This is a genomic window from Actinomadura rubrobrunea NBRC 15275 (assembly GCF_001552235.1).
Lineage (GTDB): Bacteria > Actinomycetota > Actinomycetes > Streptosporangiales > Streptosporangiaceae > Spirillospora > Spirillospora viridilutea.
The window spans coordinates 1-15034 of the sequence record NZ_BCQU01000064.1 but is presented as its reverse complement, the minus strand read 5'-3'; the positions used below and the strand labels follow the sequence as shown (position 1 = coordinate 15034).

The 15034-nt window shown below is 74.8% G+C and carries 12 protein-coding genes; 6 read left to right on the top strand and 6 right to left on the bottom strand.

Annotated features, from left to right (window positions below; translation table 11 throughout):
* Positions 1-114: 114 nt before the first annotated feature.
* The gene (locus AR3_RS30725) at positions 115-1371 is read left to right on the top strand and encodes a hypothetical protein (RefSeq protein ID WP_146150363.1); all 1257 of its coding nucleotides are present in this window, start codon (positions 115-117) and stop codon (positions 1369-1371) included.
* On the opposite strand, the gene AR3_RS19535 is transcribed toward AR3_RS30725, so the two are convergent.
* The 4 genes from AR3_RS19535 to AR3_RS29845 all read right to left on the bottom strand — a co-directional run bounded on the left by AR3_RS19535 (position 1262) and on the right by AR3_RS29845 (position 4811).
* Entirely contained in the window at positions 1262-2131 is an 870-nt protein-coding gene (locus AR3_RS19535; protein WP_067915676.1) for an aldehyde dehydrogenase family protein, read from the bottom strand. The genes AR3_RS30725 and AR3_RS19535 overlap by 110 nt on opposite strands.
* Before the next feature lie 103 nt (positions 2132-2234).
* Positions 2235-3668 carry an aldehyde dehydrogenase family protein gene (locus AR3_RS19530; protein WP_067915675.1) on the bottom strand — a complete coding sequence of 478 codons (1434 nt, stop codon included), beginning with the start codon at positions 3666-3668 and terminating at the stop codon, positions 2235-2237.
* 4 nt (positions 3669-3672) lie between these two features.
* Positions 3673-4602 carry a deoxyribose-phosphate aldolase gene (gene deoC / locus AR3_RS19525; protein WP_067915674.1) on the bottom strand — a complete coding sequence of 310 codons (930 nt, stop codon included), beginning with the start codon at positions 4600-4602 and terminating at the stop codon, positions 3673-3675.
* A 47-nt stretch (positions 4603-4649) separates the two neighbouring features.
* Positions 4650-4811 (bottom strand): hypothetical protein, encoded by a 162-nt coding sequence (locus AR3_RS29845; protein WP_227023344.1) that lies wholly within the window; start codon positions 4809-4811, stop codon positions 4650-4652.
* 129 nt (positions 4812-4940) lie between these two features.
* Between AR3_RS29845 and AR3_RS19520 the strand changes: the two genes are divergently transcribed.
* The gene (locus AR3_RS19520; RefSeq protein WP_146150362.1) at positions 4941-5378 is read left to right on the top strand and encodes a hypothetical protein; all 438 of its coding nucleotides are present in this window, start codon (positions 4941-4943) and stop codon (positions 5376-5378) included.
* 69 nt (positions 5379-5447) lie between these two features.
* On the opposite strand, the gene AR3_RS19515 is transcribed toward AR3_RS19520, so the two are convergent.
* Positions 5448-6041, bottom strand: a complete 594-nt coding sequence (locus AR3_RS19515; RefSeq protein ID WP_067915672.1) for a TetR/AcrR family transcriptional regulator — start codon at positions 6039-6041, stop codon at positions 5448-5450.
* Between the two features lie 57 nt (positions 6042-6098).
* Between AR3_RS19515 and AR3_RS19510 the strand changes: the two genes are divergently transcribed.
* Positions 6099-7073, top strand: coding sequence for a CPBP family intramembrane glutamic endopeptidase (locus tag AR3_RS19510; RefSeq protein WP_169803863.1), 975 nt, complete (start codon positions 6099-6101; stop codon positions 7071-7073).
* Positions 7074-7145: 72 nt separating this feature from the next.
* Positions 7146-7922 carry an AfsR/SARP family transcriptional regulator gene (locus tag AR3_RS19505; RefSeq protein WP_067915670.1) on the top strand — a complete coding sequence of 259 codons (777 nt, stop codon included), beginning with the start codon at positions 7146-7148 and terminating at the stop codon, positions 7920-7922.
* Here AR3_RS19505 and AR3_RS19500 read toward each other — a convergent pair.
* A complete protein-coding gene (locus AR3_RS19500) occupies positions 7915-11061 on the bottom strand; it encodes a type 2 lanthipeptide synthetase LanM family protein (RefSeq protein WP_067915669.1) in 3147 nt (1048 codons plus the stop codon). The two genes, AR3_RS19505 and AR3_RS19500, sit on opposite strands and share 8 nt — an antisense overlap.
* A gap of 223 nt (positions 11062-11284) precedes the next feature.
* On the opposite strand from AR3_RS19500, the gene AR3_RS19495 reads away from it, so the two are divergent.
* Positions 11285-12352: a CaiB/BaiF CoA transferase family protein gene (locus AR3_RS19495; RefSeq protein ID WP_067915668.1), complete on the top strand. Its 1068-nt coding sequence runs from the start codon at positions 11285-11287 to the stop codon at positions 12350-12352.
* 42 nt (positions 12353-12394) lie between these two features.
* A partial coding sequence (locus tag AR3_RS19490) for an ATP-binding protein (RefSeq protein WP_067915667.1) occupies positions 12395-15034 on the top strand: 2640 nt, incomplete at its 3' end.

Below are 15034 nucleotides of genomic sequence, written 5' to 3'. Positions count from 1 at the left end.
AGCCCCGTCCCCGGCTCCTCACGCGGCCGCGCCGCGGTCGACGAGACGGGGCACGCCGCCGGTCAGGAACCCTCCCTCGAGCCGCCGGACAGCCCGGAGAGGAAGCCTCCGTCGGTGGCCGTCGAATGCGGCAGGCCGAGGTCGGATTTCGGCTCCACGTACGGCGCCTGCCGCTCGGACGCCTGGGTCTGCGCCGTCTGCTCGGCCGCGCTCTTGTCGGCCGCGCTCTTGGCGGCGCTCTTCTCGGCCGTGCTCTTGGCGGCGCTCGCGGTCGCGGTGGACCGGGCGCGGGTCGTGCGCGGCTTGGCGGCGGTCGAGGTGCGGCGCGTCGCGCCCGACCGCGCGGTGCCCGTCGTCTTGCGCGTCGTCGTGCCCGCGGCGCGGGACGAGCTCGTCGTCCGGCGCGCGGCGGTGGACGTGCCGCGCTTGGTGCCGGCGGTCGAGGCCCTGGTCCGCGACGCCGTGGTCCGCCCGGCGGTGCTGCGGCCCGTCGTGCTGCGGCTCGCGGTGCTCCGGCCCGTCGTGCTGCGGCTCGTGGTGCTGCGCGAACGTCCGGCGGTGGTCGTGCCGGACCGGGACGCGGTGGACCGGCGGGACGTCGTCCCGGAGGCCGTCGGCGGCTTCACCTTGGTGATGGCGCGGGCCGCGGAGTTCATCGCCCTGGCGGCCTCGGCCATCGCCTTGGTCGCGGTCGTCATCGCCTTCGTCATGGCGGTCATGGCCTTGGCCGACGACGACGCCTTCGACGCCACCGACCTCATCTGGGTGGCCGCCGACTTCGCCTGCGTCGCGGCCTGGGTCACCTTGCTGGCGGCCGCGGTCTGCGTGCGGCTGGCGGCGGTCGTCGAGCGGGACCTGGCCGTGGTCGAGCGGGACGTCGACGTCCGGGACGCGGTGGACCGCGACGACGCCGGCTTGCGCGCCGTCGTGGTCCGCCGGGCGGTGCCGGTGGAGGACCGGGACGACGTGCCGCGCCGGGCCGTCGCGGTGGTCCGCGACGCCGTGGCGGTGCGCGCGGCGGCGGTGCGCTTGCTCGTGGTCGTGCTCTTGGCGGCGCTCTTGGCCGCGGTCTTCGCGGCGGTCTTGGCGGCGCTCTTGGTGCGACCGGCCGTGCTCCGGCTCGATGTCGCACCCGATGCGGTTCTGGTAGCCACTGATCTACCCCCCGTAATGATCAGTTGTGGGGGGACTATTCCACTGTTGGCCGGGCTCTACACACCACCCGCTTCCTCACTCTCCGAGAATGCCCAGCTCAAACGCGTCAGACACCCACCGGATGCCACACCGTCTTGGTCTCCTGGAACGCCGTCATGCGCCCGATGCCGGGGTCGGCCGTCCAGTCGACGGCGGCGGGACGCAGCACCCGCTTGAGGTTGCCGGCGGCGGCCTCCTCCAGCGGCCCGGCCTCGTCCGCGGGGATCCCGGCGAGGTCGAGCGCGTTGACGTCCCGGTGCGACGCCAGCCACGGCGCGAGCTCGGCGCGCCGCCCCGTCAGGATGTTGACGACGCCGCCGGGCAGGTCGGACGTCGCCAGCACCTCCGCCAGCGTGACGGCGGGCAGCGGCGCCGGCTCCGACGCGACCACCACGCACGTGTTGCCGGACACGATGACCGGCGCGATGACCGACACCAGCCCCAGCAGCGGCGAGTCGGGCGCGACCACCGCGACCACCCCGGTGGGCTCCGGAGTGGAGACGTTGAAGAACGGCCCGGCGACGGGATTGGCCGACCCGGCGACGGCGGCGAGCTTGTCGGCCCAGCCCGCGTACCACACCCACCGGTCGACGGCGGCGTCCACCTCGTCGGACGCCGCGTTCCTGCCCAGCCCGGCGGCGCGCAGCTCGTCGACGAACTGCGCGTGGCGCCCCTCCAGCATCTCGGCGACCCGGTAGAGGATCTGGCCCCGGTTGTAGGGGGTGCGGCCCGACCAGCCGCCGAACGCCTTGCGCGCCGCGCTCACCGCGTCCCGCGCGTCCTTGCGCGATGCCTGCGAGACGTTGGCCAGGAACCGGCCCTTGGCGTCGTTCACGGGATAGGTCCTGCCGGACTCGGACCGGGGGAACGCTCCCCCGATGAACAGCTTGTAGGTCTTCCGAACAGCCAGCCGCCCGCGCTCAGCCTTGGTGCTCACGGGAGAACGCCCTCCCACTTCAGACGTGTCACTTGTGGGGGGACGTCCCTCCCCCGCTTCAGAGGTGTCGCTTGTGGGGGGACGACCCCCCACACCCCCCGCGTCAGACATTGAGATACGCCTCCAGCCCGTGCCGTCCGCCCTCACGGCCGAACCCGGATTCCTTGTATCCGCCGAACGGCGACGTCGGATCGAACTTGTTGAACGTGTTGGCCCACACCACTCCGGCCCGCAGCCGCTCGGCCATCCACAGGATGCGCGAGCCCTTCTCCGTCCAGATCCCGGCCGACAGCCCGTACGGGGTGTTGTTGGCCTTGGCGACGGCCTCGTCCGGCGTGCGGAACGTCAGGACCGACAGCACCGGCCCGAAGATCTCCTCGCGGGCGATGCGGTGCGACTGCGCGACGCCGGTGAACAGCGTCGGCGCGAACCAGTAGCCGCGCTGCGGCAGCTCGCACGGCGGGGACCAGCGCCGCGCGCCCTCCCGCTCGCCGATCTCCGACAGCATCCGGATCTTCTCCAGCTGCGCGGCCGAGTTGATGGCGCCGATGTCGGTGTTCTTGTCCAGCGGATCCCCGACGCGCAGCGTGGCCATCCGCGCCTTGAGCCGGTCCAGCAGCTCCTCGGCGATCGACTCCTGGACCAGCAGCCGGGACCCGGCGCAGCACACGTGCCCCTGGTTGAAGAAGATCCCGTTGACCACGCCCTCCACCGCCTGGTCGAGCGGCGCGTCGTCGAACACCACGTTGGCGGCCTTGCCGCCCAGCTCCAGCGTCAGCTTCTTGCGCGTCCCGGCCACCGACCGCGCGATCTGCTTGCCGACCTCCGTCGACCCGGTGAACGCCACCTTGTCGACGCCGTCGTGCTCGACCAGCAGCCGTCCCGTCTCGCCCGCGCCGGTGACGATGTTGACCACGCCCTTGGGCAGGTCGGCCTGCTGGCAGATCTCCGCGAACACCAGCGCGGTGAGCGGGGTCGTCTCGGCCGGCTTGAGCACCACCGTGTTGCCGCACGCCAGCGCCGGCGCGATCTTCCACGCCAGCATCAGCAGCGGGAAGTTCCACGGGATCACCTGCGCCGCCACGCCGAGCGGCCGCGGATCGGGCCCGAAGCCCGCGTAGGCCAGCTTGTCCGCCCAGCCGGCGTGGTAGAAGAAGTGCGCGGCGACCAGCGGCAGGTCCACGTCCCGCGACTCGCGGATGGGCTTGCCGTTGTCGATCGACTCCAGGACGGCCAGCTCCCGCGACCGCTCCTGAATGAGCCGGGCGATCCGATACAGGTACTTGGCCCGTTCCCGGCCCGGCATGGGGCCCCACACGTTGTCGTAGGCGGCGCGCGCGGCGGCCACCGCGCGGTTCACGTCCTCGGCGCCCGCCTCGGCGACCTCGGCCAGCACCTCCTCGGTGGCCGGGTTCACCGTCTTGAACGATCGTCCCTCGGCCGGGTCGGTGAACTCGCCGTCCACGAACAGCCCGTACGACGGACGGATGTCGACGATGGAGGCGGACTCGGGCGCGGGCGCGTAGTCGAAGTTCATCTCGTCAGTCCACGGTGAAGTAGTCGGGGCCCTGGTACACGCCGTCGGCCAGCTTGCGCCGCTGCATCAGCAGGTCGTTGAGCAGGCTGGACGCGCCGATGCGGAACCATTCGGGGGTCAGCCAGTCCAGCCCGGCCGTCTCGTTGACCAGCACCAGATACCGGATGGCGTCCTTGGTCGTGCGGATGCCGCCCGCCGGCTTGACGCCGACCCGGCGCCCGGTCGCGGCGTGGAAGTCCCGCACCGCCTCCAGCATCACCAGCGTCACCGGCAGCGTCGCCGCGGGCGACACCTTGCCCGTCGAGGTCTTGATGAAGTCCGCGCCCGCGCGCATCGCCAGCCAGGACGCGCGCCGCACGTTGTCGTAGGTGGCCAGCTCGCCGGTCTCCAGGATCACCTTCAGGTGCGCATCGCCGCACGCCTCCTTCACCGCGGCGATCTCGTCGAACACCTTGGCGTAGTCCCCGGCGAGGAAGGCGCCGCGGTCGATCACCATGTCGATCTCGTCGGCGCCCGCCTCGACCGCGGCGCGCGTGTCGGCCAGCTTGGCCGCCAGCGGCGCCCGACCGGACGGGAACGACGTCGCCACGCTGGCGACCTTCACCCCGCTGCCCTTGAGCGCCTCGACGGCCACCCCGACCAGGTCCGAGTAGACGCAGACGGCGGCGGGCCGCGGCACCGCGGGGTCGTCGGGATCGGGCCGCAGCGCCTTGGCGCACAGCGCCCGCACCTTGCCCGGGGTGTCGGCGCCCTCCAGCGTCGTCAGGTCCACCATCGCGATCGCCGCGTCGATGGCCTGCGCCTTGGCGGACGTCTTGATCGAACGCGCGGCCAGCCGCGCGGCCCGCTCCTCCACCCCGACCTGGTCCACACCGGGCAGGCCGTGCAGGAAGGCGCGCAGCTCCGCCGCACCGGCAACAGTCTCCGTTGACACGCCCCCAGCATCGCCTACGCGGCCCACCTGCACAAACTGGGAGAGTTCTACGCGTCCTCCGCCGACACGGTCCGCCGGTAGTGTTCCGCGATCTCGTCGCTGGTCGTCAGCCAGACGTCCGGCTGCCCGGCCAGGAACTCCAGCGCCTGGTCCAGGTACTTGGCTCGGAACGGTTGGCCGATCACGAACGGGTGCAGGGCCAGCGCCATCACCCGTCCGCCGCCTTCCGAGTCGGCGCGCAGCCGTGCGTCCTCCCCTCCCCGTTGAGTATCTGAGCGGGCGCGGAATGAGTATCGGGTCCCATGTGCGGCCTACGGGACGGCGGCCACTGTGGTGTCGTGGGTGCGAAACAGAAGCGGTCGGCGGTGATGTTCCTGGTCCAGACTCTCGTCTGGCTGCAGGTGGGGTTGTGCACCGCCGCGTGGGTGTCCATGCTCGTCCTCGCCGCAGAGATCGGCGCCGACGCCACCGAGGCGAAGGCAGGCGAGTATGTGGTTTTCGTGCTGCTGTCGGCGCTGCTCCCCTTCGCGTTCTCGGTGGCGGGGGGCGTGCTGGCCGTCCTGCTCCACAAGCGGCGCCCGGCGGCACGGTGGGGGCTCATCGCCTACGAAGCGATCCTGCTGGTCCTGAGCGGCCTGTGGTGGGCGCACGAGTGGGGCGGGCCGGGGCCGCTGTCCATGCTGGTCAGCGCGGCGGCCATCGCGGGCCTGCTCAGTCCCGCGGGCAGGACCCACATCCGCCGCGCCGCCCCGGCGGGTGACGGCGAGTCCCGCTGAGCGGCCGGCGCGAGCAGGTGCGGAGCCTGCCGAATGTCGCTCGACCTCAGTGTGTCGGGGCCGGGGGCGTTACGGGCGGATCAGCGTGTTGAGGTGGTGTTCGTAGAGTTCGCGGACGCGGGCGGGGGGCATGCGGTCGGGCGCGGTGACGACGTGCAGGCACAGGCCGTCGAACAGGGCGTGCAGGCGGTCGGCCTCCAGGTCGACGTCGGCGCCGGGGGCGAGGTGGCCGGCGTCGGCCAGGTCGCGCAGGGTGGCGCGGAACAGCTCGGCCAGGTACCGGTCGCCTTCGGCGTTGAGCTTGCGCGCGCCGGCGTCCACCAGCGCCCGTGAGAGGAACGCCACCCAGACCTCGTTGGCGGTGCGGGCCTCCGCGTCCAGCGGCAGCAGCAGTTCCAGCAGGGCGCGGGCGGCCTCGCGGGGGTCGTCCGGCGGGTCGAGGGCGGCGATCCTGCTCTCGGTGGCGTCGTAGATCACCCGCATGGCGAACTCGAGCAGTTCGCCCTGGCTGGAGAAGTAGTGCTGGACGGAGCTGTGCGACCAGCCCGCCTGCCGCGCGACGCTCCGCAGCGACGCGCCCTCCACGCCGCGTTCGCGCACCACCTGCCAGACGGCCAGGGCGAGCTGACGCCGGCGTTCCTCGTGGTCGACGATCTTCGGCACCCGACCATGCTACTTATTTCTTCCAGGTGGCCGAAAAACATGCTAGTTTTTTCTGCCATGTGGCCGACAAAAACTTCCGCCCGCGCCGCACGGGGGCACGTGCCGCCGCGTCCCGCCCCCGCCGTGATCGGACGGGCCGCGCTCGGCATGCTCGTCATGGCCGTCGCGCTCGGCACGGCGAGCGCGGTGGACGACGCCGCCCGGCGTCTCGGGCTCGACGGCACCGGCCGGCGGCTGCTCACCGCGGCGGTGTGCTGCGCCATCGCCGTGCCGCTGATCTTGTTCCTGCGCCGCCGCGTCGACCGGCTCCCCCTGGACGGGCTGGGGCTGACCGGCCGCGCCGAGAGCGTGCGCGCGTTCGCGACGGGCGTGCTGATCACCGCGGGGTCGGCCGCCGCGGTGTTCGGGCTGGGCACCGCCGCGGGCTGGGTGCGCTGGGGACCGCTCGACGCGCCGCGGCTGATCGCTTACGTGGCGGTGAACGCGGTCATCGCGCTGGCGTTGGAGGCGCTGCCGGAGGAGCTCACCCTGCGCGGCTACGCCTACCGCACTCTCAACGCGCGCTTCCGGCGGCGGACGGCGTTCGTCGGCACGGTGGCGCTGTTCCTGGTGACGCCCGGGGCGGCCACCGTCGTGCAGGCGGCGGTGTCCGCCCTGCTCGGCGGACCGGTGGCGCGGCCCGGCCTGGCGCCGCAAGGCGAGGATCCCGTCTCCTACCTGATCCTGCTGGCGGTCTTCGGAAGCGCGCTGCTCACCGCCAGGATCACCACGGGGTCGCTGTGGAGCGCGATCGGCCTGCACCTGGCGTTCCTGACCGTGAACCGCGTGACGCTGTACGGGGAGGACCGCGACGCCGGGTGGTCCGCCGAACTGACCACGCCGGACGCCGTCCTGCTCGTCCCGGGCTACCTGCTGCTGGCCGCCGCGGTGTTCCGGCTGATCGGGCGGCGGATCGGATGGCGCGAGCGCGCGCCCGAGCGACCGCCGCGAGGTCAGGTATTGCTGTCCTCGCCGTGTTGTCACGGAGAGTAAAGGGAGCGGCTACTTTACTGGTGTTCTGTGAGGTGAGCGAGGGACACGGACACTCTCAGCGAAAGTGGATCATTGACGCACGAGTCGCGCTTCCACATTCTGGGGCCGCTGGAGGTCACCGTCGACGACCGGCCGGTGCGGGTGCCGGCGGGGCGGCAGCGGGCGCTGCTGGCGTCGCTGCTGGTGGACGCCAACGAGATCGTCCCGGTGGACGAGCTGGTCGAACGGGTCTGGGGGCGGCAGCGGCCGCGGCACGCGCGCGCCGCGCTGCACACCTGCCTGACGCGGTTGCGGCACACGCTCGACCAGGGCGGCTGCGACGCGTCCGGGATGATCCGCACCACGGCCGCCGGGTACGGCATCGAGGCGCCCCCGGACTGCCTGGACCACCTGCGGTTCCAGGAGCTGCTGCGGCACGCGCGGGCCGCGGCGTGGCGGGGCGACCCGGCGGGCGAGTCGGCCGCGCTGGCCGAGGCGCTGTCGATCTGGCGGGGCGCGCCGCTGGCGGACGTGCCGTCGGAGGCGCTGCACAGCGAGGTGGTGCCCAAGCTGACCGAGGAGTGGCTGCGGGCGGTGGAGCGCAGCAACGCCCTCGACCTGGCGCTGGGACGGCACGGCGAGCTCATCGGCGAGCTGCGCGCGCTGATCCGCCGCCATCCCTACCATGAGCGGTTCTGGGGGCAGCTCATGCTGGCCCTGTACCGGTGCGGACGGCAGGCCGAGGCGTTGCAGGCGTACGCGAGCGTGCGGGAGCGGCTGCGCCGGGAGCTGGGCGTCGAGCCGGGCCGGGAGCTGCGCCGGTTGCAGCTGGCGATCCTGCGCGAGGACCCGGGGCTGGCCGTCAGGTGAGGCGGGGCGGCGGGTCCAGCAGGAGCACCGAGGGGATCCGGTCGGGCCGGGCGAGGCGCAGGAAGTGCATGCCGTGGCCGGACAGGCCGAGCATGAGGCCCGGGAAGAAGCCGTCGCGTTCCGATGCCGCGCCGAGGTTCTGCCACTGGGTCTGCACCTGGACGTCGGCCTCCAGCCGGAACGCGGGCCGTCCGTTCAGTTCGGCGTAGCGCAGGAACAGTTCGGCGTTGCCGCAGCGGCCGTGGCACAGCGAGTCGTTCATCAGGCGGGGGAAGCCGCACATGGTCGCCGAGACGGCCTGGAACGCCTCGTCCAGCAGCTCCTGGTCGTCCCGGCCCAAAAGCGCCCAGCTGTGCACGCGGCTCAGGCCGATGCCCGCGGCGCCGTTGCACCAGGCGTTGCCGTAGCGAGGGCGCCCGCGCGGGTCGTGCCCGTCCAGGGCGGTGTGGCGGAGACGGCGGGACTCGTAGGCGAAGGCGCGTCGGCCCGCCTCGATGTACTCCTCCCCGCCGGTCCGGGCGCCGAGGGAGATCAGGGCCCAGCCGATGCCGCCGGGGCCGTGGGCGAAGCCGATCGGGTCCGGGCGGCCGTCCGAGCGGTCGGGGCCGGGCCAGCACAGGGCGCCCCGGTCGGCGCGGGCGTGCCGCAGCAGGTGGTCGGCGCAGCGGTGGGCGACGTCCAGGCCCGCGGTGCCGCCGGTGGCCTGGGCCAGGCCGAGCATGACGGGGATGACCCCGGCGGCGCCGCCGAGGACGTCCAGGTGCCGGTCGCGGTCGATCCGGTCGGCGATGTCGCGGCTCAGCTGGACGGCCAGGTTGAGCAGGGAGAGGTCGCCCCACAGCGCGTACAGGTGGGTGAGCACGTACACCAGGCCGGCGAGCCCGGTGTAGGCGCCGATGCCGCGGCGGCCGCAGTCGGCCGCCGAGTGCCGCAGCGCGCGCCGCGCCGCCCCGCGGAACTCGGGCCGGGGACGCTCCTGGTCGAGGTACGCCAGGAACAGCGCGATGCCCGCCGTCCCCAGGTACAGGTCGCCTTCCACGTCGACTTCGACCTTGCCGTCCCGGGTGCGCTGGTAGGACGTCCAGGGGGCGGGCGCGCCGGGCTCGCGCAGCATCGCGCACAGCCGCTCCCCGATCCGGACGGCGTGGTCGACGGCGGTGGCGGCGAAATCGGGGTCGGTGACCTCGCCGGAGGCGAATCCGGCCAGCGCCCCGAGGCGGCCGTGCCCGCCCAGCCCGGCGGCGATGTAGCGGGCCTGCTGGGCGCGGTCGCGGGGCGACAGCCGCCGGATGCGGGCGGCGGCGTGGTCGAGCGGTGTCGCGTCCAGGCGGGTCCCCAGCGGCGTGCGGTGCTCGTGCATGACGCGGTCGTCGTCGGCCCGCACCGTGAACAGCGGCACGTCGAGCCGCCACAGGGACGCCGCCTCCCGTTCCGGGGCCGGGCCGTCGTCGTGGACGGCGTCGAACAGCAGGTCGACTTCGAGGGGGTCCATCAGGCGCCGGGGCTGCCCGGCCCCCCGCAGCAGGTCCGTGTACGCGCGGGGGTCGCGAGGGTGCAGGCGGACGCGGCTGCCCGCGAACAGGTCGGTGACGCACGCGATCGCGGTGTCGGGCCACTGCTCGAACCACTGGTGGACGCGTTCGAAGCCGTCCGTGACGGCGCCGACGTGGTCCGCGATGGGGACGGGCACGCCGTCGAGCAGGACCCGGGGCAGGACGGACGCGCCCTCCTCGGCCGCGGGCCAGTCGAGCAGGGCGGGGCCGAGCACCGAGTCCATGAGCGTGCCGAACGGGCGGGGGCGTCCCGGGGACGGCGCGCCGAGCGCGGTGGTGCAGTCGGCGACGTGGACGCGGCCGTCGGCGACGAGGAGGGTGCCGGGGCGCAGCTCGCCGCCGAGCACGTAGAAGACCGCCAGATGGCCGCCGAGCTCGCGGTGCACGCGTTCGGCCGCGGCCTCGTCGGCCGCCGTGTCGCGGCCGGGCGGGATCAGCGCCTCGTACCCGTAGCCGTCGCGCGCCAGGACGGGGCGGACGGCGAAGTCGAGCACGCCGTCGTCGCGCAGCCGGGTGAGCAGCCCCTGGTAGGCGGCCTCGGCGCGCACGCAGCGCGGCTTGTAGACGACGACGCCGCGGGCGTCGCCGAGCTCGACCTCCACGACGGTGACCGACCGCGCCCCCGCGTGCGGCGCCGACAGCCCCGGCCGCACGGACCGGATCGCGGTGATCCGGCGGCCGCCGAACAGCGTCTCCGACAGGGCGTCGCCGTCGGCGCGCAGCCGGGTCAGCAGCAGGCGGCCGTGGTCGGCCAGCAGGGCCGTGACGTGCGCCAGCCACCGTCCCAGCATGGGGAAGTCCAGGTAGAAGCGGTGGTAGGAGTCGGCGTCGGCGAACATCTTGCCGAGGTGGGCCAGGGCGTCGGCGCCGCCCGCGGCGCCCCGTTCGGGGCCGCTCGCCAGGTCGCAGCGGACGCGCCGGTCGGTCTCGACGGCGCGCACGAGCGCCGGTTCGAAGCGCTCCAGCAGGTGGTGCTGGAAGTCGTCGACGACCTGCGGGCGCACGGGCAGGCCGCCGCCGCGCAGGTCGGCGAGGCGGCGGGCCAGCTCGGCCAGGAACGGCTCGCACGCCGTGGCCAGGCGGCCGACGCGCTCGTCGGACGCGTGCCGGCTCGCCTCTGAAGCGGCGGGGCCGGTCTCGCGCAGGCCGTCGAGGGCGGCCTCGTACGTGGGCAGCCAGGCGTGGTGCAGGTCCCGCAGCACGCGGGCGGTCCGGTCGCCTGGGTCCCCTTTATGCAGGTCCCGTTCGTGGCGGCGGTAGGCGGTCAGCGTCTCGACGAGCGCCCGCCGGGTGTAGCGGGCCGCGCCGGGGACCGTGCCGGCACCGCCCCGGCCCTCCGGCCGCCGTTCGGACGCCGCGCCGTCCGCGGTCTCCTCGCGCGGCCGCCGGGCGGCGAGCCGACCCGCCAGGCGCTCCGTCCTCCAGACGCCGTAGGCGTCCAGCGGTGGCGTGCGGCCGGGCCGCCGGTCCGCCCTCTGCTCGCCGTCGGCCCCCGCGTCGGCGGCGCCGAGCGCGGACACCGCCCGCACCCGTTCGGAGAGGTTGGCGGCGCGTGCCGCGATGTCCAGCGGGTAGGTGCGGTCCATTCCCCCGAATCCTCCGCTTCAGCGAGCCCTGCCTGCTCGACGGCCTGCGGCGCGGCGGGCGCGCCGCCCTCCCCCGCCCGCGGGGCGTTCGTCCGCCGCCTCGCAGAAGGCGACCCCAGACTAGGAACGGGCTCTTTCACTCCGCCTTCACCTCGCTTGCACACGCCAGACTTCAACCAAGCGCTCGCTTGACGACGCGGGCGTCTCACGTCACGGTGTCCCCATGGCGCTGCTGGACGGACTGCGCGTGCTGGACCTGACGATGTGGCGGCCCGGGCCGTACGCCACCCAGCTGCTCGCCCAGCACGGCGCCGACGTGATCAAGGTCGAGCCGCCCGGCGGCGAGCCCATGCGCGCCTTCCGCTCCCATTTCGACCTGCTCAACCAGCACAAACGCAGCGTCGTGCTGGACCTGAAGGACGACGCCGACCTCGCCCGCTGCCTGGAGCTGGCGGACGGCGCGGACGTGTTCGTCGAGGGGTTCCGTCCCGGGGTCGCCGACCGGCTCGGGGTCGGCCCCGCGGCGCTGCTGGCCCGCAATCCCCGCCTGGTCTACTGCTCGCTGTCGGGGTACGGGGCGCGCGGGCCGCTGTCCGGCCTGCCCGGCCACGACGTCAACTACCGGGCGTACGCGGCGGCGATGCCCGCGGACGCGGGGCCGCCCGACGCGGACGGCCTGCCCGTGGCCGACATGGCGGCCGCCACGATGGCCGCGTTCGCGATCGCAGCGGCGTGCCTGCGGGCCCGCGCCACCGGCGTCGGCGACCGCATCGACCTGGGCATGGCGGACGTGCTCGCCCACTGGGTCGGCACCGTTCCGCCGCCCGCGCGCCGTGCCGCGGCGGGGAAGGGCCCCGTCCCCGGATACGGCGTCTACCCGACGAAGGACGGCCGCCGGATCGCCCTCGGCGTGGCGTCGGAGCAGCGGCTGTGGGCCGCCGTCTGCCGGGCCCTCGGCCTGGACGAGCACGCGGACGCGCCGTTCGCCGAGCGCCTCGCCCGCGTCCGCGAGCTGGACGACGCCGTCGCCGCCGCGGTGGCCGCCCTGCCCTTCGACGACGCCGTGGCGCGGCTGACGGCGGCCGGGGCGCCGGTCGCGCCGGTGCTGACCCGCGCGGAGATGATGGCGCATCCCCATTTCCGGTCCCGGGGCGTGGTGGACGGCGGGACGGTCGGCTCCCCCGTCCGCACCGCCGCGCATCCGCCGCTGCCGCCCGGCCCGGTCCCGGAGCTGGACGAGCACCGCGGTCAGGGGTGGGCGTCCGGACCGCCCGCGGATCCCGCCGCGTGACGCCGATCCCGTTTTGTCGGACCCGGGTGGCATCCTGGGCGGGTGAGCGCGCGCGTGTTGAGTCCCGCACTGGTCGGCCGTTCGGCCGAACTGGAGCGGTTGCGGGAGGCCCTGGCGGACGCGCCGGGCGCCGTGCTGCTCGGCGGCGAGGCCGGCCTGGGCAAGACCCGGCTGATCAGGGAGTTCGCCGCCGTCCTGCGCGGCCCGGACGGCGCCGCGGGCGTCGGCGAGGGCGGCGGCGAGGGCGGCGGCGCGGGCGCGGCGCCGGCGAGGCTGCTCATGGGCGGCTGCCTGGAGCTGGGCTCCGACGGCCTGCCGTTCACGCCGTTCACCGCCGTGCTGCGCGAGCTGGTGCGCGACATCGGCATCGACGGGGTCGCCGAGCTGCTGCCGCGCGGCGACGCCTCCGGGCTGGCCCGGCTGCTGCCCGAGTTCGGCGAGCCGGAGACCGAGACGGCCACCGGCGAGGAGCGGGCCCGGCTGTTCGAACTGGTGCTGACCCTGCTGGAGCGGCTGGCCGAGCGCGGCCCGGTCGTGCTGGTGGTCGAGGACGCGCACTGGGCCGACCGCTCCACCCGCGACCTGCTGGCGTTCCTGATCCGCAACCTCGGCGGCGCGCCGGTGCTGATCGTCATCACCTACCGCACCGACGAGCTGCACCGCACCCACCCGCTGCGCCGCCTGCTGGCCGAGCTCGACCGGCTGGAGCACGTCCGGCGGGTGGAGCTGACCCGGCTGTCGCGCGCCGCCGTCGCCGAGCTGGCCGCCGGCATCCTCGGGCACGAGCCGTCCGCGCGGCTCGTCGACGCCGTGCACGCCCGCAGCGAGGGCAACCCGCTGTTCGTGGAGGCGCTGCTGGACAGCGACGGCTCGCTGCCGTCCGAGCTGCCCGAGTCGCTGCGCGACCTGCTGCTGGTGGGCGTGCAGCGGCTGCCCGAGGAGACGCAGGAGGTGCTGCGGGACGCCAGCGGCGGCGGCACCCGCATCGAGCACGCCCTGCTCGCCGCCGTCTCCGGCCTGGACGACGCCCGGCTGACCCGCGTGCTGCGCCCCGCCGTCGCCGCCAACGTGCTGGTGGTGGACGGCGACGGGTACGCCTTCCGGCACGCGCTGATCCGCGAGGCCATCCACGAGGACCTGCTGCCGGGGGAGCACACCCGCCTGCACGCGCGGTACGCGGAGGCGTTGGAGAACGACCCCGGGCTCGTCCCGTCCGGACGGCTGTGGGTGGAGCTGAGCCACCACTGGTACTGGGCGCACGACGCCACCTGGGCGCTGGTGAGCGCGTGGCGCGCCGCGGACGACACGCGCCGGGCCGCCGCCTACGCCGAGTGCCTGAGCATGCTGTCGCGGGTTCTGGAGCTGTGGGACCGCGTCCCGGACGCGGCCGAGCGCATCGGCGTCGGCCATGTCGAGGTGATGGAGCAGGCCGTCGCCACCGCCGAGCTGGCCGGGGAGTACGAACTCGGCATCAAGCTCGCCACCGCGGCGCTGCGCGACCTGGACGCCGAGCAGGGCGGCGACGGGGCCGTCCGCCGGGCCCGCCTGCTGGAGCTGCGCGGGCGCATGTCCTACGAGCTGGCCCGCCCCGGGTTCATCGAGGACCTGCGGGAGGCGGTGCGGCTGCTGCCCACCGACCCGCCGAGCGCCGACCGGGCCCGCGCACTGGCCACGCTGGCGCGGTACGGGCGGTTGCTGCACGGCACCGAGGAGGCCTCCCGCGCCGCCGAGGAGTCGCTGGCCATCGCCCGCCGCATCGGCGACCCGGTGGCCGAGGCGCAGGCGCTGCTCACCATGACCTGCGTCACCTTCGACTACTCGGACGACGAGACGGTGCTGGAGGAGGCCGAGCGGGCGGTGCGGCGCGCGGGCGCCACCGGCCCGCTGCTGCAGATCGAGGTCACCCGGTCGCACTTCCTGGAGGGCGCGGGCCGGCACGAGGAGGCCGCCGAGGTGGCCCGCCGCGGCATCGCCAGGGCCGGCGAGCTCGGCATCGCGCGCACCATGGGAACGTTCCTGGCCATCAACCTGGCCGAGCCGCTGGTGTCACTCGGCCGATGGGACGAGGCGCTCACCGTCCTGCGCCAGGCCCTCGACCAGGACCCGCCGCTGACCATCCGCACCTCCTTGTTCGTGCTCGCCGGCGAGATCGCCCTGGCGCGCGGCGACCTGGACGAGGCGGAGGCCAAGCTGGCGCCCGCCCGCGAGGTGATGTGGCGCAAGGCCCAGGACCTGTTCGCCACGCTGCGCCTGCAGGCCAAGCTGCGGCTGGCGCAGGGCCGGTACCGGGAGGCGCTGGAGTCGGTCGTCCCGGTGCTGGAGCACGCGGGCCTGCCGGACGACGCCCGCTACGCCTGGCCCGTCCTGACGCCGGCCGCCGCCGCGTGCGCCGCGCTGGGCGACGACGCGCTGCTGTCGGGCGAGCCGGCGCTCCCGCTGATCGAGGCGCGTGCCGCGGGGCTGGCGGTGCAGGGCCCGGCGCAGCGGGCCGAGCGGCTCACCTTCCTCGCGCAGGCGGCGTGCGCGCGCGGCGCCGCCGACCCGGCGGCCTGGGACGAGGCGGCCGCGGCCTGGGAGGCCGTCAAACGTCCGTATCCGCTGGCCGAGACGCTGACGCGCGCCGCCGAGGCGGCCCTGGCGCGGGGCGACCGCGACGGCGCCGCCGAGCGGCTGCGGCGCGCC